Origin of the sequence: Paracoccus jeotgali (assembly GCF_002865605.1) — a bacterium.
Taxonomy (GTDB): domain Bacteria; phylum Pseudomonadota; class Alphaproteobacteria; order Rhodobacterales; family Rhodobacteraceae; genus Paracoccus; species Paracoccus jeotgali.
On record NZ_CP025583.1, the window covers coordinates 2,219,221 to 2,244,673 of the forward strand.

The 25,453-nt window shown below is 67.9% G+C and carries 25 protein-coding genes and 1 pseudogene; 17 read left to right on the forward strand and 9 right to left on the reverse strand.

What is annotated here, in order from left to right; translation table 11 throughout:
- Positions 1-3 precede the first annotated feature (3 nt).
- The gene (locus CYR75_RS10820) at positions 4-447 is read left to right on the forward strand and encodes a DUF1761 domain-containing protein (protein WP_101500052.1); all 444 of its coding nucleotides are present in this window, start codon (positions 4-6) and stop codon (positions 445-447) included.
- Here the strand turns inward: CYR75_RS10820 and CYR75_RS10825 are convergent.
- Positions 444-1,115, reverse strand: coding sequence for an HAD-IA family hydrolase (locus tag CYR75_RS10825; protein WP_101500053.1), 672 nt, complete (start codon positions 1,113-1,115; stop codon positions 444-446). The two genes, CYR75_RS10820 and CYR75_RS10825, sit on opposite strands and share 4 nt — an antisense overlap.
- A 106-nt stretch (positions 1,116-1,221) precedes the next feature.
- Between CYR75_RS10825 and glmU the strand changes: the two genes are divergently transcribed.
- From glmU to CYR75_RS10850, 6 genes are all read left to right on the forward strand, one after another.
- Positions 1,222-2,583 (forward strand): bifunctional UDP-N-acetylglucosamine diphosphorylase/glucosamine-1-phosphate N-acetyltransferase GlmU, encoded by a 1,362-nt coding sequence (glmU, locus tag CYR75_RS10830; RefSeq protein ID WP_101500054.1) that lies wholly within the window; start codon positions 1,222-1,224, stop codon positions 2,581-2,583.
- 22 nt (positions 2,584-2,605) lie between these two features.
- Complete coding sequence (glmS, locus tag CYR75_RS10835) at positions 2,606-4,423, forward strand: glutamine--fructose-6-phosphate transaminase (isomerizing) (protein ID WP_101500055.1); 1,818 nt, start codon at positions 2,606-2,608, stop codon at positions 4,421-4,423.
- A 341-nt stretch (positions 4,424-4,764) separates the two neighbouring features.
- Positions 4,765-5,874: a Hint domain-containing protein gene (locus CYR75_RS16425; RefSeq protein WP_225972691.1), complete on the forward strand. Its 1,110-nt coding sequence runs from the start codon at positions 4,765-4,767 to the stop codon at positions 5,872-5,874.
- Between the two features lie 441 nt (positions 5,875-6,315).
- Positions 6,316-7,956, forward strand: coding sequence for a sodium:solute symporter family protein (locus CYR75_RS10845; RefSeq protein ID WP_101500056.1), 1,641 nt, complete (start codon positions 6,316-6,318; stop codon positions 7,954-7,956).
- 11 nt (positions 7,957-7,967) lie between these two features.
- Positions 7,968-8,099: a putative transporter small subunit gene (locus CYR75_RS16430; RefSeq protein WP_225972692.1), complete on the forward strand. Its 132-nt coding sequence runs from the start codon at positions 7,968-7,970 to the stop codon at positions 8,097-8,099.
- Between the two features lie 118 nt (positions 8,100-8,217).
- Positions 8,218-9,264, forward strand: coding sequence for an urea transporter (locus tag CYR75_RS10850; protein ID WP_158644641.1), 1,047 nt, complete (start codon positions 8,218-8,220; stop codon positions 9,262-9,264).
- On the opposite strand, the gene CYR75_RS10855 is transcribed toward CYR75_RS10850, so the two are convergent.
- On the reverse strand, positions 9,261-10,076 hold the full coding sequence (locus tag CYR75_RS10855) for an SH3 domain-containing protein (protein WP_101500058.1): 816 nt from the start codon (positions 10,074-10,076) through the stop codon (positions 9,261-9,263). The two genes, CYR75_RS10850 and CYR75_RS10855, sit on opposite strands and share 4 nt — an antisense overlap.
- Before the next feature lie 189 nt (positions 10,077-10,265).
- Complete coding sequence (locus tag CYR75_RS10860; protein ID WP_158644642.1) at positions 10,266-10,736, reverse strand: MgtC/SapB family protein; 471 nt, start codon at positions 10,734-10,736, stop codon at positions 10,266-10,268.
- A 195-nt stretch (positions 10,737-10,931) separates the two neighbouring features.
- On the opposite strand from CYR75_RS10860, the gene CYR75_RS10865 reads away from it, so the two are divergent.
- From CYR75_RS10865 to CYR75_RS10910, 10 genes are all read left to right on the forward strand, one after another.
- The gene (locus CYR75_RS10865) at positions 10,932-11,249 is read left to right on the forward strand and encodes a hypothetical protein (protein ID WP_225972693.1); all 318 of its coding nucleotides are present in this window, start codon (positions 10,932-10,934) and stop codon (positions 11,247-11,249) included.
- 21 nt (positions 11,250-11,270) lie between these two features.
- The gene (locus CYR75_RS10870) at positions 11,271-11,903 is read left to right on the forward strand and encodes a hypothetical protein (protein WP_101500061.1); all 633 of its coding nucleotides are present in this window, start codon (positions 11,271-11,273) and stop codon (positions 11,901-11,903) included.
- A gap of 61 nt (positions 11,904-11,964) precedes the next feature.
- The gene (locus tag CYR75_RS10875) at positions 11,965-12,573 is read left to right on the forward strand and encodes a cysteine hydrolase family protein (protein WP_101500062.1); all 609 of its coding nucleotides are present in this window, start codon (positions 11,965-11,967) and stop codon (positions 12,571-12,573) included.
- 138 nt (positions 12,574-12,711) lie between these two features.
- The gene (locus CYR75_RS10880; protein ID WP_101500063.1) at positions 12,712-13,260 is read left to right on the forward strand and encodes a peroxiredoxin; all 549 of its coding nucleotides are present in this window, start codon (positions 12,712-12,714) and stop codon (positions 13,258-13,260) included.
- A gap of 171 nt (positions 13,261-13,431) precedes the next feature.
- Positions 13,432-14,118: an ABC transporter ATP-binding protein gene (locus tag CYR75_RS10885; protein WP_101500064.1), complete on the forward strand. Its 687-nt coding sequence runs from the start codon at positions 13,432-13,434 to the stop codon at positions 14,116-14,118.
- 29 nt (positions 14,119-14,147) lie between these two features.
- Complete coding sequence (locus CYR75_RS10890) at positions 14,148-16,535, forward strand: ABC transporter permease (protein ID WP_101501001.1); 2,388 nt, start codon at positions 14,148-14,150, stop codon at positions 16,533-16,535.
- Positions 16,525-17,568, forward strand: coding sequence for a lipocalin-like domain-containing protein (locus CYR75_RS10895; protein ID WP_101500065.1), 1,044 nt, complete (start codon positions 16,525-16,527; stop codon positions 17,566-17,568). The genes CYR75_RS10890 and CYR75_RS10895 overlap by 11 nt, the downstream gene beginning before the upstream one ends.
- Positions 17,569-17,774: 206 nt before the next feature.
- Positions 17,775-18,218: a type II 3-dehydroquinate dehydratase gene (aroQ, locus tag CYR75_RS10900; protein ID WP_101500066.1), complete on the forward strand. Its 444-nt coding sequence runs from the start codon at positions 17,775-17,777 to the stop codon at positions 18,216-18,218.
- An 82-nt stretch (positions 18,219-18,300) separates the two neighbouring features.
- A complete protein-coding gene (locus CYR75_RS10905) occupies positions 18,301-18,510 on the forward strand; it encodes a hypervirulence associated TUDOR domain-containing protein (protein WP_101500067.1) in 210 nt (69 codons plus the stop codon).
- Entirely contained in the window at positions 18,510-19,085 is a 576-nt protein-coding gene (locus tag CYR75_RS10910) for a DUF488 domain-containing protein (protein WP_101500068.1), read from the forward strand. The genes CYR75_RS10905 and CYR75_RS10910 overlap by 1 nt, the downstream gene beginning before the upstream one ends.
- Positions 19,086-19,106: 21 nt before the next feature.
- On the opposite strand, the gene CYR75_RS10915 is transcribed toward CYR75_RS10910, so the two are convergent.
- The 6 genes and pseudogenes from CYR75_RS10915 to CYR75_RS10940 form a co-directional block, all read right to left on the reverse strand.
- The gene (locus CYR75_RS10915; RefSeq protein ID WP_101500069.1) at positions 19,107-20,744 is read right to left on the reverse strand and encodes an acyl-CoA synthetase; all 1,638 of its coding nucleotides are present in this window, start codon (positions 20,742-20,744) and stop codon (positions 19,107-19,109) included.
- A 104-nt stretch (positions 20,745-20,848) separates the two neighbouring features.
- Positions 20,849-21,538 carry an ABC transporter ATP-binding protein gene (locus tag CYR75_RS10920; RefSeq protein ID WP_101500070.1) on the reverse strand — a complete coding sequence of 230 codons (690 nt, stop codon included), beginning with the start codon at positions 21,536-21,538 and terminating at the stop codon, positions 20,849-20,851.
- Positions 21,535-22,299 (reverse strand): ABC transporter ATP-binding protein, encoded by a 765-nt coding sequence (locus CYR75_RS10925; RefSeq protein ID WP_101500071.1) that lies wholly within the window; start codon positions 22,297-22,299, stop codon positions 21,535-21,537. Before CYR75_RS10925 ends, CYR75_RS10920 begins: the two co-directional genes overlap by 4 nt.
- On the reverse strand, positions 22,292-23,320 hold the full coding sequence (locus CYR75_RS10930; protein WP_225972694.1) for a branched-chain amino acid ABC transporter permease: 1,029 nt from the start codon (positions 23,318-23,320) through the stop codon (positions 22,292-22,294). Before CYR75_RS10930 ends, CYR75_RS10925 begins: the two co-directional genes overlap by 8 nt.
- Before the next feature lie 2 nt (positions 23,321-23,322).
- Entirely contained in the window at positions 23,323-24,192 is an 870-nt protein-coding gene (locus tag CYR75_RS10935) for a branched-chain amino acid ABC transporter permease (RefSeq protein WP_264080921.1), read from the reverse strand.
- Between the two features lie 108 nt (positions 24,193-24,300).
- A pseudogene (locus CYR75_RS10940) lies at positions 24,301-25,451 on the reverse strand (ABC transporter substrate-binding protein).
- Positions 25,452-25,453 lie beyond the last annotated feature (2 nt).

The following is a 25,453-nucleotide window of genomic DNA, read 5'->3' on the forward strand; positions in this document are numbered from 1 at the left end:
GGGATGCAACTAGTCGTCATTATCGCGGCCGCAGTGGTCGCATGGGTCTGCGGATCGCTGTGGTACATGGTGCTGGCCCGGCCGTGGTCGCGGGTCTCGGGCGTGCAGGTGCGCAATATCGGCGAGCCGCGGAAATCCTCGCCCATGCCCTATCTGATCTCGGGCGCGGCGATGCTGGTCATCGCCTCGGCCATCGACATGATCTTTCGCATCGCGGGCATCGCGACCCTCGCCGAGGGGCTGGGCCTTGGGCTGGCCATCGGGGCGCTGATCATCGCACCGTGGATGCTGCTGAACAATACCTATGTGAAACGCCCGCTGCTGCTGTCGGTGATCGACGGCGGCTATGCGATCATCGCCTGCGCGGTGATCGGTGCGATCCTGGGCGTGACCGGCAGCCCGGCCGAGACCGTCGATGTTGTCATCCGATCCGGCGCCGGGGGCTAGCCCAGCCAGTTCCGGGCAAGGTCTGGCAGATCGTCGAAGTGATCCAGCATCGCATGGGGTGACAGCCGGGCGATGTCGGCGCCTTCGGGGCCGAAGCTGACCAGCGCCAGCCGCACGCCTGCGGCGGCGGCGGTGCGGGCGTCGGTCTCGGTATCGCCCAGCAGGAAGGATTGCGTGATCTCTCCGCCCGCGCGCAGCACGGCCTGACGGTAGGGTTCGGCATCGGGCTTGCGGACCGGCAGCGTGTCGGCCCCGACCAGCGCGGCAAAGGCATTGCGAATTCCCATCGCATCCAGCAGCTTTTCCGCCAGCGCCTGCGGCTTGTTGGTGCAGATGCTCAGCCGGTGGCCATCCGCCGCCAGCCGCGCCAGCGCATCCGCCACGCCGGGATAAAGCTGCGTATGCACGGCGATCCCCGCGTCATAGGCATCCAGCAGCGCGCCGAAATCCTCATCCTCGGCACCGGGCGGGATCAGGAACCCGGCACTGGCGCGGGCGTAACCTGCCCGCAGCATCGCCCGGCCGCCCCGAAACGCGATTGCCGCGTCGCCGACCGGGTCCAGCCCGCCCAAGCCGCGCCGGGCCAGCACAACATTGGCCGCGCCGATCAGATCGCCTGCCGTGTCGGCCAGCGTGCCGTCCAGATCGAAGACAACCGTTCCCGCCATGCTGTAACCTTTCGACAAGAGCTGTGATGCAGCGGGCGCTTGCGGCCCCTGCCGCGCAAGAGGTAAACCGCCGGTGACAAAACGGCAAACAGCGAAAGCGGGCGGCATGGTGGCAGAACAGGACAATCGCGACATTGCAGTGGTCATTCTGGCGGCCGGACAGGGCAGCCGAATGCTGTCGGACCTGCCCAAGGTGCTGCACCGGCTGGGCGGGGTGCCGATGATTGGCCACGCCCTTGCCGCCGCGTCCAGCCTGCAGCCGGACCGCATCATCGTCGTCGCCGGCCACGGCGCCGAGGCCGTCCAGACCGCCGTCGGGCGGCTGGACCCGGACGCGCTGATCGCGCTGCAGACCGAACAGTTGGGCACCGGTCACGCGGTGGCGCAGGCGCTGCCGCAGCTTGACGGCTTCAGCGGCCGGGTGATCGTGCTGTACGGCGACACCCCCTTTATCGCGCCCGAGACGCTGACCCGCATGGTCGCGGATGAGGCGCCGGTGGTCGTGCTGGGCTTTCACGCCGCCGTCGCCGGGCGCTATGGCCGGCTGGTCACGGATCAGGCGGGCGATCTGCTGCGCATCACCGAGTTCAAGGACGCCGACGCCGCCACCCGCGCCATCAGCCTGTGCAATTCCGGCGTCATGGCCATCGACGCAGACCTGCTGCGCGGGCTGATCGGGCAGCTTGGCAATGACAACGCCTCGGGCGAATACTACCTGACCGACCTCGTGGCGCTGGCGCGCGACGCCGGGCACCGCGCCGCCGTCGTGGTCTGCGACGAGGCCGAGACGCTCGGCGTCAACTCGCGCGCCGAACTCGCCACCGCCGAGGCGATCTTCCAATCCCGCCGCCGGGCCGAGGTTCTGGCCCAGGGCGTCACCCTGACCGCGCCCGAGACGGTGTTCCTGTCCCTCGACACCCGGATCGGCCGCGACGCGATCATCGGCCCGAACGTCATCTTCGGCCCCGGCGTCACCGTCGAAGGCGGGGCCGAGATCCTGGGCTTTTGCCACCTCGAAGGCTGCCACATCGCGACCGGGGCCAGTGTCGGCCCCTTTGCCCGGCTGCGTCCGGGGGCAGAGCTGGGGCAAAGCGCCCATGTCGGCAATTTCGTCGAGATCAAGAACGCGGTGCTGGATCAGGGCGTCAAGGTCGGGCATCTCAGCTATATCGGCGATGCCGATCTGGGCGCGCGCAGCAATATCGGCGCGGGCACCGTCACCTGCAATTATGACGGTGTGATGAAGCACCGGACCCGCATCGGGCGCGACGTGTTCATCGGCTCGGACACGATGCTGGTCGCGCCGGTCAGCGTGGGCGACGAGGCGATGACCGGCTCTGGCTCGGTCATCACGCAGGACGTGCCCGATGGCGCCATGGCGCTGGGCCGCGCAAGGCAGGTCAACAAGCCCGGCCTCGCCCGCCGCCTGATGCAGTCGCTGCGCGACCGCAAGGCGCGGCAGGCGTAATCCCAACGAAAGGCTAGACCACATGTGCGGCATCATCGGAATCCTCGGCAACAATCAGGTCGCACCGCAGCTGGTCGAGGCGCTGAAGCGGCTGGAATATCGCGGCTATGACAGCGCCGGCATCGCCACCGTGGACGACGCCGGCACGCTGGACCGCCGCCGCGCGGTGGGCAAGCTGGTCAACCTGTCCGACCGGCTGGTCAGCGACCCCCTGTCCGGTCGCGCCGGGATCGGCCACACCCGTTGGGCAACGCATGGTGCGGCGACCGAAATCAACGCCCACCCGCATCGGCGCGGGCCGGTCGCGGTGGTCCATAACGGCATCATCGAGAATTTCCGCGAGCTGCGCGACGAACTGGCCGCGCAGGGTCTGGCGCCCGAATCCGACACCGACACCGAAACCGTCGCCATGCTGACCGCCCGCCATCTGGCGCAGGGCCTGACGCCGACCGAGGCCGCGCGCGCGACGCTGGCGCGGCTGAAAGGCGCCTTTGCGCTGGCCTTCCTGTTCGACGACCAGCCCGACCTGATGATCGCCGCCCGCCGTGGCAGCCCGCTGGCCATCGGTCACGGTCAGGGCGAGATGTTCCTCGGCTCGGACGCGATCGCGCTGGCGCCCTTCACCGACCGCGTGACCTATCTCGAGGATGGCGACCACGCCATCCTGACCCGCGCCGGGGTCGAGATCTTTGACGCCGACGGCCGGCCGGTCAGCCGCGAGACCGCGCGCATCGACGTCGGCGCCACCGCCATCGACAAGGGCGGCTACCGGCATTTCATGGCGAAAGAGATCGCGCAGCAGCCCGCCGTGCTGGGCGATGTGCTGAACCACTATATCAAGGACGACCGCATCGTGCTGCCCGAGGGGCTGGATTTCGCGCAGGTCGACCGGCTGACGCTGGTCGGCTGCGGGACCGCCTATCTGGCCGCGCATGTGGCGAAATACTGGTTCGAAAAGCTCGCCCGCCTGCCCTGCGATCTGGATGTGGCGTCAGAGTTCCGCTATCGCGAGCCGCCGCTGTCGCCCGAAAGCTGGGGGATCTTCGTCAGCCAGTCGGGCGAGACCGCCGACACGCTGGCCGCCCTGCATTACGCGCGCGGCAAGGTGGCGCGGACGCTGGGGGTGGTGAATGTGGGCACCTCGGCCATCGCACGCGACACCGATCTGGCCCTGCCGACGCTGGCCGGGGTCGAGGTCTGCGTGGCGTCGAGCAAGGCGTTCACCTGCCAGCTTGCGGTGCTGGCCGTGCTGGCGCTGAAGGCCGGGCATGATCGCGGCTGCCTGAGCGACGCCGAACTGGCCGCGCATCTGGCCGATCTGCGCCGCGTCCCGGCGCTCGTTAACCAAGCGCTGGCCACCGCCGACGAGTGCGAGGCGCTGGCCGGCTGGCTGTCCGACGCCAGCGACGTGCTGTTTCTGGGGCGCGGGGCGCTGTATCCCGTCGCGCTCGAGGGCGCGCTGAAGCTGAAGGAACTCAGCTATATCCACGCCGAGGGCTATGCCTCGGGCGAGTTGAAGCACGGGCCCATCGCGCTGATCGACCAGAACATGCCGGTGGTGGTCGTCGCGCCGCGCGACGCGCTGTTCGAAAAGACCGTCTCGAACATGCAAGAGGTGATGGCGCGCCACGGCCAGGTGCTGCTGATCTCGGACGCAGCCGGTCTGGCCGAGGCCGGCCACGGCATCCGCGCCGGCCTGACCATGCCCGAGGGCGGCGGCGTCTTCCAGCCGATCGTCTACGCGGTCCCGATGCAATACCTCGCCTATTACACCGCCGTCGCCAAAGGCACCGACGTCGACCAACCCCGCAACCTCGCGAAATCGGTGACGGTCGAGTAAGGCGCGCCGGGCGACCTATCGTCACTCTTGGGGCGCGGGGCTGGACCCCTGCCCGATGCTGTCCTAGACTGTCCCCATCAGCCGTCCTTCGCTGGTGTCGGGTGCCTTTGTCGGCACATGCCCGACCCTCGGCGGGCTGTCGCTGTCGGGGCAGGATGCACCGGCATGGGTTGTAACCGGGGCCTTGCTGCCCGAGTGACCGCGGGTGATCGCGGTGTTTGCAGATTTGCGGTGCAGCGCCCGGACTTTGGGCCAGCTGATGACGCAGAACCTCTTCTCTTTCTCCGAGAACCGGAATTGCGCGCGGGCATCGGCACCCGATTTTAAAAGGATGTGTAATCATGACCACGGTGACATGGCTCTGGATCGGCAACAAGCCGCAGTTGAACCCATCTCCCAACAGCAACATCTCGTATGGGCAGGCAAGCGCCGCGAACGGCTGGACTGCCTCTGGGAACACGGGGCTGCAGGCGGTCGATGTGAGCGGGCCGACGAATGGCCGTTGGAATACCACCTATCAGACAGGCACCACCCGTTTTTCCTATGAACAGCCGGGCGGCGGCGTGACAGGCAATGCGAAGATCGCCGCCTTCACCAGCGCGGATTTCGACATCGAAACCGAGGACGCAGACGGAAACCGGATCACCGTGACCAAGTCCGGTGTTCTGAAGCAGGCGACGAATGGCGATGTCTTTATCCGCCCCTCCAACGACACCGTTGACGAGTGGGACGACATCACGGTGGTTTACGGGATAACGGTAAAGAACGTCACGCCATTGGATTACCGAACCACAATGGCGAAAGTCGGCTTCAACCCCGAGATCAAGGACGTCGAGATCGCGCCGTGCTTCACCCCCGGCACGATGATCGCCACCGATCAGGGCGAGGTCGCCGTCGAGGATCTGGTGGCGGGTGATCGGGTCTGGACGCGGGACAGGGGCTATCAGCCGATCAGCTGGATCGGCTCGCGCAGGCTGAATGCGGCGGCGCTCGACGTCTCGCCCAATCTGCGGCCGATCCGTATCGCAGCGGGAGCGCTTGGGAACGGGACGCCGGAACGCGATCTGGTCGTCTCGCCGCAGCATCGCATCCTGATCCGTTCGGCCATCGCCGGGCGCATGTTCGGCGCGGATGAGGTTCTGGTCGGGGCCAAGCATCTGGTCGGCCTGCCGGGCATCACCGTCGCCCGCGACATGGCGCAGGTCGAGTATATCCACTTCCTGCTGGACGGACACGCCATCGTCCGCTCGAACGGCGCCGAGACCGAGTCGCTCTATCTCGGCCCCGAGGCGCTGAAGGGGATACCCGACGCCGCCCGCGCGGAAATCCGGCAGCTTTTCCCGGAACTGATCGCTTCCGCACCCGAGCCCGCGCGTCACCTGCCGCGCGGCCGGCTGGCCCGCAAGCTGGCCGAGCGTCACGCCGCCAATGAGCGGGTTCTGGTGTCGTAACGCCAGAATGTTGATTCGACGGGCGGGCCAACGCAGGCCCGGCCGTCGCGTATTCAGTCAGCGCCAGCGTGCCTTGCCTGACCGCACCCGCAGGCGCGGCCGCCGCTGCCGTCTCGCGCCGATCCAGACTGCCTCTCGCCCACCAGCAGCTGCCGTTCATGCTGAAATCAGCGGCCCCCGAACCGCACCGAAAAGCCCCCATTTCGGGGCACGGGTTGCATCCCATCAAGAAACCGTTAGGTTCCACCTCGCTTCGTTCCGGCTGAGAACGGGGCCTGCGTGTGCCATTGCATGCGCCCGCGCTGCCGTTCTGGCGCGCGATTTTCGGCAGGAACGACGCCGATTCTGATCAGGCCGCGGCCCGCGGCATGCTTTGCAGCGGCTGCCGTTCACCCGGCAGGCGCCCTGGGCCGCGTTGTGTCAACAATGATGATAGGTGCAATGCAACTCCATCCCCTCGGAACACCGCTCGTGCTTTCGCTGATGTTTCTGTTCTTCGGCGGAACCTTCCTGTTGTCGCTGTCCATCGGACGAAAACGCGAGAACGCAGACAAGTACATGACCGCCGGCAATCAGGTCGGCTATGGCATCTCGGCCGCGTCGATGACGGCGACCTGGATCTGGGCCTCGTCGCTTTATGCCTCGGCGACCTCTGGCTATACCTACGGGATCTCGGGCCCGATCCATTACGGATTGTGGGGCGCGCTGATGATCCTGTTCATTTACCCCTTCGGCCGTCGTATCCGCAGCCTTGCCCCGGAGGCGCATACGCTGGCTGAAATCCTGCATGCCCGTCACGGCCGGTCGAGCCAGCTGATTCTTGCAGGGTCCAATCTGCTGGGCAGCGTGCTCAGCCTGACCTCGAACTTCATCGCCGGCGGTGCGCTGATCGCGATGCTGTCGCCGCTGTCCTTCAGCGCGGGCATCCTGATGATCGCGTTGGGGGTGCTGCTGTATACGCTGTGGTCCGGTGTCCGGGCCTCGATCCTGACCGACTTCATCCAGGTCTGCGCCATGCTGGGCGCGGTGGTGGTCATCGTCCCGGCGGTGTTCTTTGCCGCCGGCGGGACCGAGATCTTTGTCGGCGGCGCGGTCAACCTGACGCCCTCGCAGCAGAGCTTTTTCTCGTCCGACGCGTTCTTCAACCAGGGTGCGCCCTATATCGCGGCGGTGCTGGCCTATGCCATTGGCAACCAGACCATCGCGCAGCGCCTGTTCGCAGTGCGCGAGGACAAGATCAAGCAGACCTTCATCACCGCGACCATCGGCTATGGCGCGACGGTGATCGGGGTCGGCATCCTTGGGGTGCTGGCGCTGTATCTGGGCGTCGATCCCATTGACGGCGACACCAACAACCTGATCCCGCAACTGGCCGCCACCTATCTGGGCCCGGCGCTGCTTTGCGTGTTCTTCATCATGGTGATCGGCTCGCTGGCCTCGACGGCGGATTCCGATCTGGCGGCGATGTCGTCCATCGTGATGACCGATATCTATGGCCGCAACATCGCAAAGCCCGGCGATGCCTGTCCGCGGCTGATGCTGCTGATCGGGCGGATGACGATGATCGTGGCCACCGCGGCGGCGCTGTTCTTTGCCAGCGCGCGGTTCAACATCCTGGAACTGCTGGTGCTGGTGGGTGCGATCTGGGGGGCGCTGGTCTTCCCGGTGATCGCGAGTTTCTATTGGAACAAGGTCACCAACACCGCCTTTACCGTCTCGGTTCTGGGGGCGCTGATCGCGTTCTTCCCGGTCCGCTTCGGGCTGATCCCGCTGGAAGGGGGCATCGCGGTCGTCACCGACATCCTGTCCGTGATCGGCGTGGGCGTGATCGCGGGGCTGATGATCTTCGGCTTTCTGGGCGTGCGGGCCGGTGTCGGCGCGGGCGTGGTGGCGGCCGCTGTCGCCATGCCATTCGGCATCGGGTTCCTGCACCAATACCCGGTGCTGACCGCCTCGCTGCTGGCCTATGCAATCAGCATGATCCTGTGCGTGGCGCTGTCCTGGCGCAGCGAAGAGCGGTTCGACTTCCGCCGCATCAGCCGCAAGACCGGCAGTTTCGACGACACCGAAGCGGTCGCCTGAAAGGAGACATCATGACACCATCCTTCCTCACCTTCTATGTTCTGGCCTTCCCGGCCATCGTCGCCGTTGTCCTGTTCGTCCTGGTCCGGGCGTTCTGGGGCGAGTGGCGCAAGGCCCGCAGGCAGGGCCGCAGCATCATCTGACCGACCGGAGAGGCGCCCGCGTGGCGCGTTTTCCTTTGAAGCGGCGTGCTGCGCGGCCCATTGCCTGAAGGCGGGGTTCGGCCTTAATGGGCGCATCGGGATCTGGCGAAGGCGCGGCATGAACATCATCGGCAGGTTTGGCTTACCCTCCGCGTCCGGGGCACCGGCGACGGGGCTGCATCTGTCGCCAAGCGGGCTGGCGGGTCAGGGGACAGGCTGGCTCGGCGGCGTGGCGATGCTCGCGGACAGCGTGCTGCGCGGCATGGGGCAGGTGATGTTCCAGAACAACAGCTATGCCGGGCTGCTGTTTCTGCTGGGCATCGCGGTGAACTCGCCGCTGTTCGCGGCGGCGGCGCTGGCCGGGACAGTGACCTCGACACTGGCGGCGCTGCTGCTGGGCGCGGATCGGCAGATGGTGCGGGCGGGGCTGTTTGGCTTCAACGGCGCGCTGGTCGGCATCGCGCTGCTGTATTTCCTGGCGCCGAACCCGCTGACATGGCTTTGCGTGATCCTCGCCGCGTCCTGCGCGACGGTGCTGATGGCGGCGATGATGACGCTATTCCGGGGCTGGGACCTGCCGGTGCTGACCGCGCCCTTCGTGCTGGTGGCGCTGTCCTTTTTCATGGCGACGGCACGCTTTGGCCGGATCGAGGCCTCGGGCCTGCTGCCCACCGCCGGGCTGCCGGTCAAGGCCGGACCGCAGGGCGTCGTCACCGCCGCGAGCCTTGGCCAAGGCGCGTTGGAGGGGATCGGGCAGGTGTTCTTCCAGGGCCACATGGTCAGCAGCGCGATCTTTGGCGCCGGGCTGCTGATCGCCTCGCGCCGGGCCTTCGTCATGGCCGTGGCGGGGACGCTGACCGGGCTGCTAATCGCCTGGGCGATGGGCGCGTCCGAGGTGTCGATGCGGGCCGGGGCTTTCGGCTTCAACAGTGTGCTGACCGCGATCGCGCTGGGCGCGGTCTTTCTGCCGCCGGGGCCGCGCGCGACGATCTATGCGATCTTCGGCGCGGCGGTGACGCCCTTTGTCGCGGCGGCGGCCGCGGCGACGATGGGCACCTTTGGCCTGCCGGCCATGACCCTGCCCTTTGTGCTGACGAGCTGGGTTCTGTTGCTCGCCGCTCAGAGCCTGCCGGGGCTGACCGCGCCCGCAGCCGTCAGGCGCTAGGGAAACGACCAGTCGCCGTGGTCGATGTTGAAGATCCGCAGCGGTGCGCCCGGCCGCTCGGGATCGGCGCGCAGCGAGAACACCGCGCGTTGCGGGCGGCCGAAATTGGTGAAATCGACATTGATGAAGATCGTGCCGCGCAGCATCGGCGTGTCCGGGTCGGGCTGCGGTTCGGACACGGTGACGTCAAAATCCTGCGCGTTGAACAGCGGATGCGCCTCGACCCCATTGGATTCGATCAGCCTGACGATGTCGGTGGTGAAGTAATGGCCCGCATGGGCCGGGTCGAGCGGGCTGTCAGGCGAGTGCAGTTCCTTGTCATAAACCTCGCGGACCAGATCGCGGGCCTGCGCGATCATTGGATCGCTGGCGGGATCGGCACTGGCACTGGCCGGGCGCGGACTGGCGGCGGCGGTCTGCGCGGCGCGCGTGCCACCCGCAGCCGGCGCGGGGGCCGCAGCGGTGCCGCCCTGGTCGGGGGTGATGAAGCGCTGCGCGACCCAGCCCGCACGGGTCAGGTCCGCGCTGCGCATCAGGCACCAGCGCTGCGGCAGGGCCGCCCGCTGCGCCTCGGTCAGGGCGCTGTTATAGGGTTCGATCAGCAGCGGCACGCAGGTCACAAGCTGCAACCCGCCGGCATTCGGCGCCAGCCGGTCGATCACCGGATAATTCGTGCCCGGCCCCATCCGCATGTTCAGCACATCGTTTCCGGCCACACCCTGCACACGCCACGCATCCGGGCCATGGCCGTCGATCTCTGCCAGCGCCGGACCGGCCAGCAGCATCAGCGCCGCAACAAGAAGTTTCCGCATCGATCTCTCTCCCCCAGCCACGCGTTTCGCGCGGCCCTATTCCATTCCAAGGCTGGACGCGCCCGCCCCTCGCTTCCGGGTAGTCCACGCCGTCCAACCACTCACCCCAAGGGCGATTCGCTTGATAGCAGATCGCGGAGGGCCGCGCCCCCTTCGTTTGGACAGGCGGTTAACCAAGGCTTAACGCCCCTACTCGTCTCCGTCCGACCCCTCACCCGGCGCGAGACCGCTTTTGCGGAACCACCCCGGCAAGCCCAGCACAAAGAACACGATCACCGCGATGATCACCGCCTCGGCCAGATAGCCCAGCCCGCAGGCAATCCCGATGGCGCCCGCGCCCCAGATCGCCGCCCCGCTGGCCGCCCCGCGCAGATGCCCGTCATCCTGGTTCTTGATGATCGCCCCGCCGCCCAGAAAGCCGATGCCGCCGACGATCCCCGAGATCAGCCGGATCGGGTCCATCTGCAGGCTGCCGTCATTGGCAACCGCGCTGAGCGAGAAGTTCAGCGTCATCACGATCAGCGCGGCCGAGCCGGTGGCAACGATGATATAGGCCTGCGCCCCCAGCGGCTTGTCCTTCAGGCTGCGGTCCATGCCGATCAGCAGCGCGCAGGCCGCCGCGACGGCGACGCGCAGGATGAACTCCCACAGCTCGATCATGGCGACCCGACGGGGGGCATGGCTGGTCCCTTTCGCAGGGTGGCGGGGGAAGACGTGGCTTGGGCGAACCCGTGGCGGGCGGCTTTTGTTCCGCCCCGCCCCGGCACAGGGCGGAACAAAACCCAGCCCCATCGGTTCGGCTTGCATGCCATACACCCGGGCGGCCCCCGTCGCCCCAACCCGATGAGGTCAGCCATGAGCAATGAAAGACCGGACCCGCCCGTCACCACCAGCGAGCTGCGCAAGGATATCGACCGCGGCAAGACCGGCGACAAGGTGGCCTATCCCGACCCCGCCGCCGCGCCCCTGGGCACCGATGCCGAGGCCGGTGGCAACCCGCCGCGCCCGGCCGAGATCCGCACCGCCGGCACCCGGCCCACCGCGCCTGACGTGACCCCGATCCCAGGCCACCCCGAATCCGGCGGCCCGCCCGCCAGCAGCGTCATGCGCTGGGTCGCCTGGGCCGCCATCGCCGTGGTCGTGCTGGCGCTGCTGTCCTTCGTGATCTTCTGATCGCCGCGGCGCAGAGGGGTCATGTGGGCTTGGCTGGCTGAGAACAGCGCCTCGGTTCAGGCGGCGACGGGCATTGTCACCGCGCTGGTCTGGATCGTCTATCTGCAGATCCTCGTCTCGGGCTTTCGGCGCGAGCGGCGCAGCGTCATTCTGATCCACGGCGCCGGCAACCAGAACGTCGATCCACGCATCTTCGTCAGCAATCTGGGCGCGGAAAGCATCTATATCCTGGAAATCCTGATGACCGTCGACACCGGCTCGGGCGGCTGCGAAGTCGCCGTCACCGACCGGACCGAGGTGGCGCGCGACCGGCTGTCCTCGCCCTCGAACGCCAGCCTGCAAGGGCCGCTGGGCAGCGGCGAATGGGTCGATATCGGCAGCGTGGACGAGCTTTTGCAGCGGATGCGCGCGCATGGGATCAGGGACATCCGGCATGACGAGATCAAGCAGATCCGCCTGACCGTCGCCGCCACGACCGCGGCGAAAACCGGCATCGTCGCGGCGCGCATGGCGTTTTCGGTGCGCCCGTCCGGGGAACATCTGCTTTTGCTGCCGCGCAAGCTGCACGCGACGCAGATCCGGTCGTTCTTTGGCCGCCGCCGGATCGCGCGCAAGCTGTCCAGACGGCTGCAAGAGGCGCGCGAGAACGGCTGATCCTGCGGAACAAATCGCCCGCGAACAGGTTTTCCAGCGGCAAAAGATCAGCGAGGTTCAGATGATCGAAGGCCTGCGGCACGGCGCGTTGGGAGAGGAAGCCGTGCATCTCTGCGTCGATATTCAAGAGCTGTTCGGCCCCGCCTCGCCCTGGGCCGTGCCGTGGATGGAGGAGACGCTGCCCGTTGCCGCCGAACTCGCCGCCGCCCATGTCGAGCGCACCATCTTCACCCGCTTCATCCCGCCCCGGACCCTTGATGAGACGGTCGGCACATGGCGGCGCTATTACGAACACTGGCCGCAAATGCTGCGCGAGACCCTCGACCCCGCCATGCTGGAGCTGCGCGCACCGCTGCGCGCGTTGGTCCCGCCCGCCCGCCAGTTCGACCGCATGATCTATTCGCCCTGGGTCGATGGCCGGCTGCACCAGATGCTGCAACAGGGCGGGATCTCGACCCTGATCGTGACGGGGGGCGAGACCGATGTCTGCGTCATGTCCACCGTCTTCGGCGCCGTGGATCGCGGCTATCGGGTGGTGGTGGTCAGCGACGGGGTGTCGTCGTCGGCCGATAGCGGCCATGACGCGGCGATGACGCTGTATCGGGGCCGGCTGTCGCACCAGATCGAGGTCGCCTCGCGCGCCGAGATCGAAGAGGCGTGGCGGGTCTGAGCGGCCCCGCCCGCCCTGTGGCCGCCGCGCCACCCGACCCGCCTGCGTCACCCGGCCCGCCGCCTGGGGGGTTGCAACCCCCGTGATTGTTGACTATTTCACTGTCGCCGATCTTTTACCCGACATAGGATTTTTGACATGAAGCCTGGTGTGGCCCTTCCGAACGTTACCTTTCGCACGCGCGTCCGCGACGATTCCATCGACGGTCCGAACCCGTTCCGCTGGCAGGATGTGACGACCGACGATCTGTTCAAGGGCAAGCGCGTCATCCTGTTCTCGCTGCCCGGTGCTTTCACGCCCACCTGCTCGACCTATCAGCTGCCCGGTTTCGAAAAGAACGCCGAGGCGTTCCGCGAGCAGGGAATCGACGCGATCTATTGCCTGTCGGTCAATGACAGCTTCGTGATGAACCAGTGGGCCAAGGCGCAGGATCTGCAGAATGTCAGCGTCATCCCCGACGGCTCGGGCGAGTTCACCCGCCGCGTCGGGATGCTGGTGGCCAAGGACAATCTGGGCTTCGGCATGCGCTCGTGGCGCTATGCGGCCATCATCAACGATGGCGAGGTCGAGGCGTGGTTCGAAGAGCCGGGCATCTGCGACAACCACGACGAAGACCCCTATGGCGAATCGAGCCCGGAAAACGTGCTCGACTATCTGAAGTCCAAGAAGGAACAGGCCGCCGCCTAAGCGGGCCGACTTTGACAGGACAGATAAAGCGGGCGTTGCAGCCCGCTTTTTTCATGGCGCAGGGCGGTGGTCGTCAGACCGACAGGGCATCTGGCCCGCCCGAATCCGCTTCCTCGCCCCCTCATGTTTCGCCATGATCGGGCGACACCGCAAAAGGATGACCCCAGACGCATGACTATTCCGGCGGATCACGTTGTCCTGGCAAGGGATCTGGTGAAATCCTTTCAGACCGCAGGCGGTCAGGTGGCGGTGCTGAACGGCGTCGACCTGACGCTGCGGCGCGGCGAAAGCCTTGCCGTCACCGGCGAATCCGGCAGCGGCAAAAGCACGCTGCTGCATCTGATCGCGGGGCTGGATCTGCCCGATTCGGGGCAGTTGACCGTGCTGGGGCAGGACATCGCCCGGGGCGATGCCCGCGCCGATGATCGCACGCGGGCGGCGTTGCGGCGCGACCAAGTGGGCATGATCTTTCAGCAGTTCAACCTGATCCCCTCGCTGACCGTCGCCGCGAACCTGAGTTTTCAGGCGCGGCTGGCGGATCGCCACGACCCGGCGCGGCAGGCCGAACTGGCCGAGGCGCTGGGTCTCTCTGCCCTTCTCGACCGCTACCCCGAGCAGTTGTCCGGCGGCCAGCAGCAGCGTGTCGCCATCGGCCGCGCGTTGGGCGGCCAGCCGCCGCTGGTGCTGGCCGATGAGCCGACCGGCAACCTGGACGAGGCGACGGGCGACGCGGTGGCGGCGCTGATGCTGGCGCTGGTCCGCCAGCAGGGCACCTCGCTGGTGCTGGTCACCCATTCGCAGCGCCTCGCCGCGCTCTGCGACCGCCGCGTCCACCTGAGCGCCGGGCGTCTGGCGTGAGGCGCGCGGCGCTGATCGCGGGTGCGCTGATGTCGCATTGGCGGCGCCATCCGCTGCAACTGGCGATGCTGCTGGCCGGGATCATGCTGGCCACGGCGCTGTGGTCGGGCGTGCAGGCGATCAACGCCGAGGCCCGCGCCAGCTATGCCGCCGCCGCCGCGCAACTGGACGACAGCGCGCTCGACCGGTTCGAGGCCGCGCCGGGGCAACGCCTGACCACCGGCGATTTCGTGGCGCTGCGGCGGGCCGGCTGGCTCGTCTCGCCGGTGATCGAGGGGCAATTGACGGACAATACCGGGCGCGTCTCGGTTCTGGGCATCGAACCCGTCACCCGTCAAGCGGCGGGGACCGGCGGCCCGGCCGGGGCCATCGCGCCGGGCGATCTGCTCGCCTTCGTCGCCCCGCCGGGGCTGGGCTATGCCGACAGCGCCACCGCCGCGCGTCTGGCGGGGCAGGCGCTGAACGGGGTACAGGTCGCGGTGCGCGAGGGCGTGCCGCCCGGCACTCTGATCGTCGATGTCGGCATTGCGCAGGAATTGCTGGGGCTGGGCGACAGGCTGACCGCGCTGACCATTCTGCCCAACCAGCCCGACGGGCTGCTCGCCGCCACGCAAACCCTCCCACATCTGGTCCGCCGCGCCGCCGGCGAGCGCGCCGATCCCGCCGCGCTGACCGCGAGCTTTCACCTCAACCTGACCGCCTTCGCGCTGCTGTCCTTCATCGTCGGGCTGTTCATCACGCAATCGGCCGTCGGCCTCGCCTTCGAGCAGCGGCGCGGCACGGTCCGCACCTTGCGCGCACTGGGCGCGGCGCGGTCGCAGGTGCTGGCGGTGATGGCGGCAGAGCTGGTGATCCTCGCCCTCGTCGCCGGGGCGGCGGGGATCGTGCTGGGCTGGGCGATGGCGGCGGCGCTGATGCCGGACGTGGCGGCGACGCTGTCGGGCCTCTATGGCGCCGATGTCGCCGGCAGCCTGGCGCTGCGGCCGGTCTGGGTGCTGTCGGGGCTGGGCATGGCGCTGGCCGGGACGGCGGTGGCGGGGCTGCGCGGGCTGGCGCAGACGGCGCAGATGCCGCTGCTGGCGGCGGGGCAGTCGGCCCCTTGGGCGCTGGCCGCCGCGCGCGGGCTGCGCTGGCAGGCGGGCGCGGCGCTGCTGTTGCTGGCCGCGCTGCCGCTGGCCCTGCTGGCGGGCGGGCTGGTCGGCGGCTTTGTGGCGCTCGCCTGCGGTCTGCTGGCCGCCGCCCTGCTGCTGCCGGTGCTGCTGGACGCGATGCTGCGCGCCTCGGCACGGCTGGCGCGGGGGGTGCTGACGCAGTGGTTCGTGGCCGATACGCGGCAGCAGCTGGGCGGGCTGTCGCTGGCGCTGATGGCGCTGATGCTGGCGCTGGCGACCAATATCGGCGTCGGCACCATGGTCAGCAGCTTTCGCGGCACCTTCACCGGGTGGCTCGATCAACGGCTGGTGGCCGAGCTTTACGTCAACGCCCGCTCGGACCCCGAGGCCGCCGCGATCCGCGACTGGCTCGCCCCCCGCGCCGATGCCGTCCTGCCGATCTGGAGCGTCGATGCCCCCCTGCGCGGCCAGCCCGGCCGCATCTTCGGCGTGGCCGACCACGCCACCTATCGCGAGCATTGGCCGCTGCTGTCGGCGCAGGACGATGTCTGGGACCGGGTGGCGGCGGGGACGGGCGTCCTGATCAACGAGCAACTGGCGCGGCGCGAAAAGCTGGCGTTGGATCAGCAACTGGACCTGCCACAGGGCGCGCTGCCGGTGGTGGGCGTCTATTCCGATTACGGCAACCCGAACCCGCAGGCGATCATCGGGCTCGACGATTTCCTGCAACGCTTCCCCGACGCGCCGCGGCTGAACCAGGCGGTGCGCGTCGCGCCCGAGCGTGCGCAGCCGCTGGCCCAGGCGCTGCGGGCGCAGTTCGATCTGCCCAGCGGCGCGGTGACCGATCAGGCCCGCGCCAAGGCCGTGTCGCTGCAGATTTTCGAGCGCACCTTCGCCGTCACCGCAGCGCTGAACGTGCTTACGCTGGGGGTGGCGGGGATCGCGCTGCTGACCGGGCTGCTGACCCTCGCCTCGATGCGGCTGCCGCAACTGGCGCCGGTCTGGGCGGCCGGGCTGACGCGGGCGCGGCTGGCCCGGCTGGAGCTGGCGCGGACGCTGGTGCTGGCGGCGCTGACCGCGGCCTATGCGGTGCCGGTGGGGCTGGCGCTGGCCTGGATGCTGCTCGCGGTGGTCAATGTCGCAGCCTTTGGCTGGCGGCTGCCCATGCAGCTGGCGCCGGGGCTGATCCTGAACATGGGGCTGGCGGCGCTGGTGACTGCGCTGGCCGCCGGGGCCCTGCCCGCGCTGCGGCTGGCCCGGATCACGCCCGCGCAATTGCTGAGGGTTTTCGCCGATGAACGCTAGCTGGCTGCTCGCCCTGTGCCTCGCCGCCCTGCCCGCCGCCGCGCAAGAGCGCGGCTTTGCCGGGCTGGGCGCCGAATCGAGCGGTTTCGCCATCCCCGACCCCGCCCGTGCGCCGATTTTCCCCCGCGACCACGGCCCGCATGAGGATTTCCGGATCGAGTGGTGGTATCTGACCGCGAACCTGCAGGGCAGCGACGGGCGCGATTACGGGGTGCAATGGACGCTGTTCCGCTCGGCCCTGTCGCCGCAGGGGGCAAGCGAGGGCTGGGCCAGCCCGCAGGTCTGGATGGCCCATGCCGCGCTGACGACGCCCGACGCGCATCACGTCGCGGAACGCTTTGCCCGCGGCGGGATCGGACAGGCCGGCGTCACAGCCCAGCCCTTTCGCGCCTGGATCGACGAATGGTCGATGCAGGCCATGCCCGACTCCGACGGCATCGGCGATTTGACCCTGACCGCGCGCGGCCCCGATTTCGCCTATGATCTGACCGCGACGGCGGACGGCCCGCTGGTCCTGCACGGGCAGAACGGCTACTCGGTCAAGGGTCCGGGCGGGCAGGCGAGCCGCTATTACAGCCAGCCCTTTTACCGCGTCACTGGCCATCTGGCGCTGCCGCAGGGGGCGGTCGAGGTGACCGGGCAGGCGTGGCTGGACCGCGAGTGGTCCTCGCAACCGCTCGACCGCAGCCAGAGCGGCTGGGACTGGTTCGCGCTGCATCTGGACGACGGCCGCAAGCTGATGGCGGCCCGCGTGCGCGGCGAGACGCCCTTTGTCTTCGGCAGCCTGATCGAGCCCACCGGCGCGGTGATCCCGCTGGACGGAGAGACGCTGTTGATGACCCCGGATGCGGGCGCGCCGCCGGTGTCGTGGCGGATCGGGGTGCCGGATCAAGGGGTGGATGTGACGGTCACGGCGATCAACCCGCGCAGCTACATGACCACCTCGGTCCCCTATTGGGAGGGGCCGGTGACGGTCAGCGGATCGGTCGCGGGCAAGGGCTATCTGGAGATGACGGGGTATCCGGCGGAGTAGGACGAATGCGCGACCGGTCCTCTGCTGACCGATCTGTTCGGCACCGGGCTGGCGGTCAAACAGGTCAGCGGCCGGGATCTGGTGGTGCCGGCGTAGCCACCATCCCGGCGCCAGCAGTCAGAGGTCCCCTAACCCGCTTGCCCTGACCGGGCCGGGGCCTGTAACACTCGGTGGCGCGGGGCAGTCGCTGGCGAAAGGGCCGACCCATGTCGAAGACGATCTACATCCTGAACGGGCCGAACCTGAACCTGCTGGGGCAGCGAGAGCCAGAGATCTATGGCCACACCACGCTGGCCGATGTCGAACGCGCCTGCGCCGCCATTGCCGCCCAGCAGGGGTTTCAGCTCCGGCTGTTCCAGTCGAACCACGAGGGCGCGATCATCGACAGCATCCACGAGGCGCGGGCATCCGCCTGCGGCATCGTCATCAACCCCGGCGCCTTTACCCATACCTCCATCGCCATCCTCGATGCGCTGAACACCTTCGAGGGGCCGGTGATCGAGTGCCACATCTCGAACATCCACAAGCGCGAGGCGTTCCGCCACCACTCTTACGTCTCGCTGCGGGCCGATGGGGTGCTGGCCGGGATGGGGGTCGAGGGGTATGAGCTGGCGGTGCGGCGCATCTGCTCGCTCTGCGCCGCAAGCTGACGGGGCCCAGGGCGTCCCGGCTGGAACGAAGGCACCACCCCTCGCGTTCCCTGCAGACACCCCACAGCAAGCCGGAGGCGACATGTCCAAATTCTCGGTCGGCGACCATGTCAGCTGGAATTCCGAGGCCGGTCGCGTCTCGGGCAGGATCATCAAGGTCCATCACAGCGATTTCGATTACAAGGGTCACACCCACCGCGCGTCCAGGGATGACCCGCAATACGAGATCAAAAGCGACAAGACCGACCATATCGCAGCCCACAAGGAAACTGCGCTGACGAAGATCGACTGATGGTCGCGGCGTTCACCACCATCGGCCATTCCAACCGCAGTCTGGACGAGTTCATCGCCATGCTGACCGAGGCCGGGGTGCGGCTGCTGGTCGATGTGCGGTCCTTTCCGCGCTCGCGCACGAACCCGCAATTCAACACCGACAGCCTGCCCGACGCGCTGTCGCTGTATCAGATCGGCTATCGCCACATGCCGGATCTGGGCGGGCGTCGGCCGAAACAGCCCGAGGTCGATGACTGCCTGAACGACACCTGGCGCAACCGCAGCTTTCACAATTACGCCGACTATGCGCTTGGCGACAGCTTCGGCGCCGCGTTCGCCGAACTGCTGGAACTGGGCGCCGAACAGCGGGTCAGCCTGATGTGTTCAGAAGCCGTGTGGTGGCGCTGTCACCGGCGGATCATCACCGATTACCTGCTGCTAAGCGGGCATCCGGTCGACCACCTGATGGGGCCGGGCACGATCACGCCCGCCAAGCCCACGCCCGAGGCGCGGCTGACGAGCGATGGCCATGTCATCTATCCCGACTCGGACAATCACTGCGCGCCCGCAAGCAATCTGGTCGCGGGCAACTAACCGGCCCCGCCAGCGACCCCGTCAGCGGTTCAGATTGCGGGCGCGGTCGCGCAGCATGTATTTCTGCACCTTACCGGTCGAGGTCTTGGGCAATTCCTCAAAGATGAAGGTCCGCGGCACCTTGAAGCCCGCCATGTTCTCGCGGCAAAAGCGGATCAGATCGTCCTGGGTCAGGCTGCGGCCCGGCTTCAGCGTGACGAAGGCGCAGGGGCTTTCGCCCCACTTCTCGTCCGGGCGCGCGACCACGGCGGCTTCCAGCACGTCGGGATGACGATACAGCACATCCTCGACCTCGACCGAAGAGATATTCTCGCCGCCCGAGATGATGATGTCCTTCAGCCGGTCCTTGATCTCGATATATCCGTCCGGATGGACCACCCCCAGATCGCCCGAAGCGAACCAGCCGCCGCGGAACGCCTTGGCGGTGGCTGTGGGGTTCTTCAGATAGCCGCGCATGACGTTGTTGCCGCGCATGAAGATCTCGCCCATCGACTTGCCGTCCGGCGCGACCGGTTCCAGCGTCTCGGGGTCGGCGACCATCAGCCCTTCCAGCGCAGTATTCGGCACCCCCTGCCGCGCCTTCAGCCGGGCGCGCTGATCGGGATCCAGATCGTCCCATTTCGCCTGCCAGGCGCTGACGACCGAGGGGCCATAGGTCTCGGTCAGGCCATAGACCTGCGTCACCTCGACGCCCATCGCCTCCATATTGGCGATGACGGTGGCGGGGGGCGGGGCGCCGGCGGTCATCACCTTGACCGGGTGCGAGAAATCCTTGAACTCGGCGGCGGCGTTGACCAGCATGTTCAGCACGATGGGGGCGCCGCAGAAATGCGTCACCCGCTCGTCCCGGATCAGGCGGAAGATGTCGTCGGCACGCACCGCGCGCAGGCAGACGCTGATCCCGGCATTGGCGGCGATGGTCCAGGGAAAGCACCAGCCGTTGCAGTGGAACATCGGCAGCGTCCACAGGTAGCTGGCGTGATGCGGCATCCCCCAGGTCACGATGTTCGAGCTCGCGTTCAGCGCCGCGCCGCGATGGTGATAGACGACGCCCTTGGGATCGCCCGTCGTCCCCGAGGTATAGTTCAGGCTGATCGCGTCCCATTCATTCTCGGGCAGCTTCCAGTCGAATTCGGGGTCGCCCTCGGCCAGCAGCTCGTCATAGCTCAGCCGCCCGATGCGCTGCCCGCCCTCGAATGAGGGGTCGATGATGTCCACCACCAGCAGATCGGGCCGGTTCGCCATGCGCACGGCGCGGGCGACGGTGTCGGAAAACTCGGGATCGACCAGCAGCACGCGCGCCTCGGCGTGATCGAGGATGAAGCCGATCGCCTCGGCGTCGAGCCGGGTGTTGATGGTGTTCAGCACCGCGCCGGACATTGGGACGCCGAAATGCGCCTCGAACATCTCGGGGATATTGGCGGCGACGATGGACACGGTATCGCCGCGCCCGATCCCGCGCTGCGCCAGCGCCGAGGCCAGACGCCTTGTCCGGGCATAGGTCTCGCCCCAGTTGCGCCGCACCTCGCCATAGCTGACGGCGGGCAGGTCGGGATAGATCGCGGCGGTGCGCGCGATATAGGACAGCGGCGAAAGCTGCACGAAATTCGCGTCATTCGCGTCCAGTGCCAGATCGAAAATCGTCGGTTGTCCGGTCATCGGCCCTGCCCTTCCTGAAACGAATCGCCTGCTGACAGCATCCACGAAGCGCGCGCCATGACCAGACCGGATGTGACCCCACCCTGCGACCCGCCGCCGCGGCGTCAGACGCCCAGATAGCGGTCGCTGAGGTCGGCGGTCAGGTCGTCGATGGGTCCGGCCCAGGCGCTTTCGCCGCGTTCCAGGATCACCGCGCGGTCGGCCACGGCGCAGATTTCGCGCAGGGATTTGTCGACCAGCAGGATCGACAGCCCCTGCGCCTTCAGCGCGCGGACGCCGTCCCAGATTTCCTGCCGCACGACGGGGGCCAGCCCCTCGGTCGCCTCGTCCAGCACCAGCAGGCGCGGATTGGTCATCAGCGCGCGGCCGATGGCCAGCATCTGCTGCTCGCCCCCCGACAGCGTGGCCGACACCTGACCCATCCGCTCGGCCAGGCGCGGGAACAGCGTGCAGACGCGGGCCATGTCCCAGGGGCCGGGGCGGGCGGCGACGATCAGGTTCTCGGCCACGGTCAGCGGCGCGAAACAGCGCCGCCCCTCGGGGACCAGCCCGACCCCCAGCCGCGCGACGGCGGGGATGCTGAGACGCGCGATGTCCTGTCCGGCCACGCGAATGGTGCCGCCGGTCAGGGGCAGCAGGCGGCTGATGCAGCGGATGGTGGTGGTCTTGCCCATGCCGTTGCGGCCCATCAGCGCCACCACCTGCCCCTCCTCCATCCGCAGCGAGACGCCGAACAGCGCCTGCACCGGGCCATAACCGGCAGTGATCCGCTCGATCTCCAGCAGCGGGCTCATGCCTCTTCCCCCAGATACGAGGCGCGGACCTGCGGATCGGACCGGATCTCGGCCACGCTGCCCTGCGCGATGATCTGGCCGTAAACCAGAACCGAGATGCGGTCGGCCAGCGCAAACACCGCGTCCATGTCATGTTCGACCAGCAGGATCGGCGCGTCGGATTTCAACGCCGACAGGATCGCGGTCAACTGCCGCCCGCCTTCGGCCCCCATGCCCGCCATCGGCTCGTCCAGCAGAAAGGCGCGCGGCCGCAGCGCCAGCGCCATGGCGATTTCCAGCTTGCGCCGCTCGCCATGGGACAGCTCGGCTGCGGGGCTGTGGGCGCGGTCCTCCAACCCGGCATGGGCGATGTGATAGAGCGCGGGCGCGGTCAGGGCGTCATCGGCCAGCGCCGGGCGAAAGAAGCGAAAGACGTGGCCATCGGCGCCCGCCACGGCCAGCATGACGTTTTGCAGCACGCTGAAATCGGGAATGATGCTCGACACCTGAAAGCTGCGCGCCAGCCCCAGACGGGCGCGCGCCGCCCCGTCCAGCCGGTCGATCACCTGCCCGTCAAAGCGGATGGTGCCGGCATCGGGGCGGATCTCGCCCGTGATCTGCTTGATCAGCGTAGATTTCCCCGCGCCATTCGGGCCGATCAGGGCGTGGATCTCGCCCGGGCGCAGGGTCAGGCTGACATTGTCGGTCGCGACCAGCGCGCCGAAGCGTTTGCGCAGCCCGCTGATCTCCAGCACCGGTTCGTCGGTCAAGGGCTTAGCCATGTCGCGCCCTTCCGGTCAGGATGCCGATCAGCCCGCCGGGCGAGAAGAGCACGATGACCAGCAGCAGCAGCCCCAGCAGCGCCTGCCAATATTCGCTGACGCCGCCCAGCAGATGTTCCAGCAGGATGAAGATCGCGGCCCCCGCCACCGGCCCGCACAGCCGCCCGACCCCGCCCAGGATGACCAGCACCATGATCTCGCCCGACATGTGCCAGGACAGCATCGCCGGGCTGACAAAGCGGTTGAGATCGGCGTACAGCGACCCCGCCAGCCCGGTCAGCATCCCCGACAGCACAAAGGCGGTCAGCCGGATCGCATAGGGGCGGATGCCCACCGCGGCGGCGCGCAGGCTGTTCTGCCGCACCGCCTGCAGCGCGAGCCCATAGCGTGACTGCGTGACCATCGCCGTCAGCAGCAGCGCCAGCGCCAACAGCCCGGCGCAGATGGCGAAATACTGGATCGGGTCAAAAGTGTTCATGCCCGGAAAGTTGTTGCGGACATAAAAGCTCAGCCCGTCCTCGCCGCCATAGCGCGACCAGCTGAGCGCGAAGTAGAAGATCATCTGCGCGAAGGCGAGCGTGACCATGATGAAATAGACGCCCTTGGTCCGCAGCGACAGCGCCCCGATCAGCCCGGCTGCCGCCCCCGCGACCAGCATCGCCATGGGCCAGATGCCCAGCATGTCGTTGCTGCCCATCACCGTGAAGGGCAGCGTGAAGACCGGCGTGCCGTCCGCGGCATGGCTGGCGAGGATGCCGGTCACATAGCCGCCGATGCCGAAAAACGCCGCATGACCGAACGAGATCATGCCGCCATAGCCAAGCGCGAGGTTCAGCCCCACGCCGGCCAGCGCGAGGATCGCGACCTTGGTCGCCAGCGTCACGGTGAAGCCCTGCCCGGCCAGATGGGCGGCGATGGCCACCCCCACCAGCAGCAGCAGGATGGCAAGGTTGATCAGCGCCTCGCGCAGGGCGCCCGGTCGCTTCATGGTCTGGCCGGCGCTGTGGGTGGGTTCCTGCATGGTCACGCCCCTGTCCCGAACAAGCCCTGCGGCCGCAGGATCAGCACCAGCGCCATGAGGATATAGATCAGCATCGAGGCCAGCGACGCCCCGATCGCGTCACCGCCCGGCGCCTGACTGAAGCGCGCGAAGAGATCGGGCAGCAAGGCCTTGCCCAGCGTGTCGGTCATGCCGACCAGCAGCGCGCCGATCAGCGCCCCCTTGATCGAGCCGATGCCGCCGATCACGACGACGACAAAGGCAAGGATCAGCACCGGCTCGCCCATGCCGACCTGCACCGACTGGATCGACCCCACCAGCGCCCCCGCCAGCCCGGCCAGCGCCGCGCCAAGGGCAAAGACGATGGTGTAAAGCCGGGCGATGTCGACCCCGAGGGCCGCGATCATTTCGCGGTCGGCCTCGCCCGCGCGGATGCGGATGCCAAGCCGCGTGCGGGTGATCAGCAGCCACAGGCCCACCGCCACCGCCGCCCCGACCGCGATAATGACCAGCCGGAACAGCGGATAGACCAGCCCGCCGGGCAGCGTGACCGCGCCCGACAGCGCCGACGGCAGGTTCAGATAGAGCGGGAAAGAGCCGAAGACCCAGCGCGTCCCCTCGGAAAACACCAGGATCAGCGCGAATGTCGCCAGCACCTGATCCAGATGGTCGCGCCGATACAGGCGACGGATCACCAGCATCTCGACCAGCGCGCCGGCCCCTGCGGCGGCGACAAGGCTGGCCAGCAGGCCCAGCCAGAACCACCCCGTCGCGGCCGCCACCCAGGCGCAGGCGAAGGCGCCCACCATGAACAGCGAGCCATGCGCCAGATTGATCAGCCCCATGACGCCGAAGACCAGCGTCAGCCCCGCTGCCATCAGGAACAGCATCATCCCGTATTGCAGGCCATTCAGCGCCTGCTCGGCCACAAGTAGCACATTGCCCCCTTCAGCGAGCTTGCTTGGCGCAGAGGCGGAGCGCCGCCCCCGCGTCAGACGGGATTACATCTTGCACTGCTCGGCATAGGCATCGGCATGGTCGGTCAGCACCGGCTCGATGATGTCATTGGTCAGAGTGTCGCCGTCGCGGACGACCTCGCGGACATAGAAATCCTGAATCGGGTGCTGGTTGGACCCAAAGCGGAAATTGCCGCGCACGCTGTCGAAATCGGCCTTGGCCAGCGCCGCGCGGAAGGCGTCGGCGTCGCCCACATCGGCCGCTTGCATCGCCGACAGCAGCAGGTTCGCGGTGTCATATCCCTGCGCCGCATAAAGCGAGGGCAGACGGCCATATTCGGCCTGGAAGCTTTCGACGAATTTCGCGTTGGCCGGATTGTCCAGATCGCGCGACCAGTTGGCGGTGTTCTTGACCCCCAGCGCGGCATCGCCGGCGGCGGGCAGGATGTCCTGGCTGAAGCTGAAGGCGGGGCCGATCAGCGCGGTATCGACGCCGGATTCGGCATATTGCTTCATGAAGGCGATGCCCATGCCGCCGGGCAGGAAGAAGAACACCGCATCCGCGCCGCTGTTGCGGATCTGTGCGATCTCGCCCGCATAATCGGTCTGGCCGACCTGGGTATAGATCTCTTGCACCACCTCGCCGTCATAGAACCGCTTGAAGCCGGTCAGCGAGTCCTTCCCGGCAGGATAGTTCGGCGCCATGATCAGCACCTTGCCGATCCCGGCCTTGCTGGCATAGGCGCCCGCCGCCTCGTGCATGTTGTCGTTCTGATACGAGACCGAGAAATATTTCGGATCACACCCCGCCCCGCCAGCGCCGAGGGCGCGGCGTTGGTGGACAGGTAGAACTTGCCCTGCGCGACCGCCGCCGGCACCACCGCCATGGCGAGGTTCGACCACACGATGCCGGTCAGCACATCGACCTGATCGGACTGGATCATCTTGTCGGCGATCTGGACGGCGACATCGGGCTTTTGCTGGTCGTCCTCGATGTGCAGCTCGACCTCGGACGCGGCGTCGCCGGCGTTTTTCAGCGCCAGTTGAAAGCCGTCGCGGGTGTCGATCCCCAGACCGGCACCGCCGCCGGACAGCGTGGTGATCATCCCGACCTTGACCGGCGCGGCCAGCGCAGCCCCGGCCCCCGTCAGCGTCGCCAGCGTCAGCGCCACGGCGCTGACCCCGGCCAGATGCATCT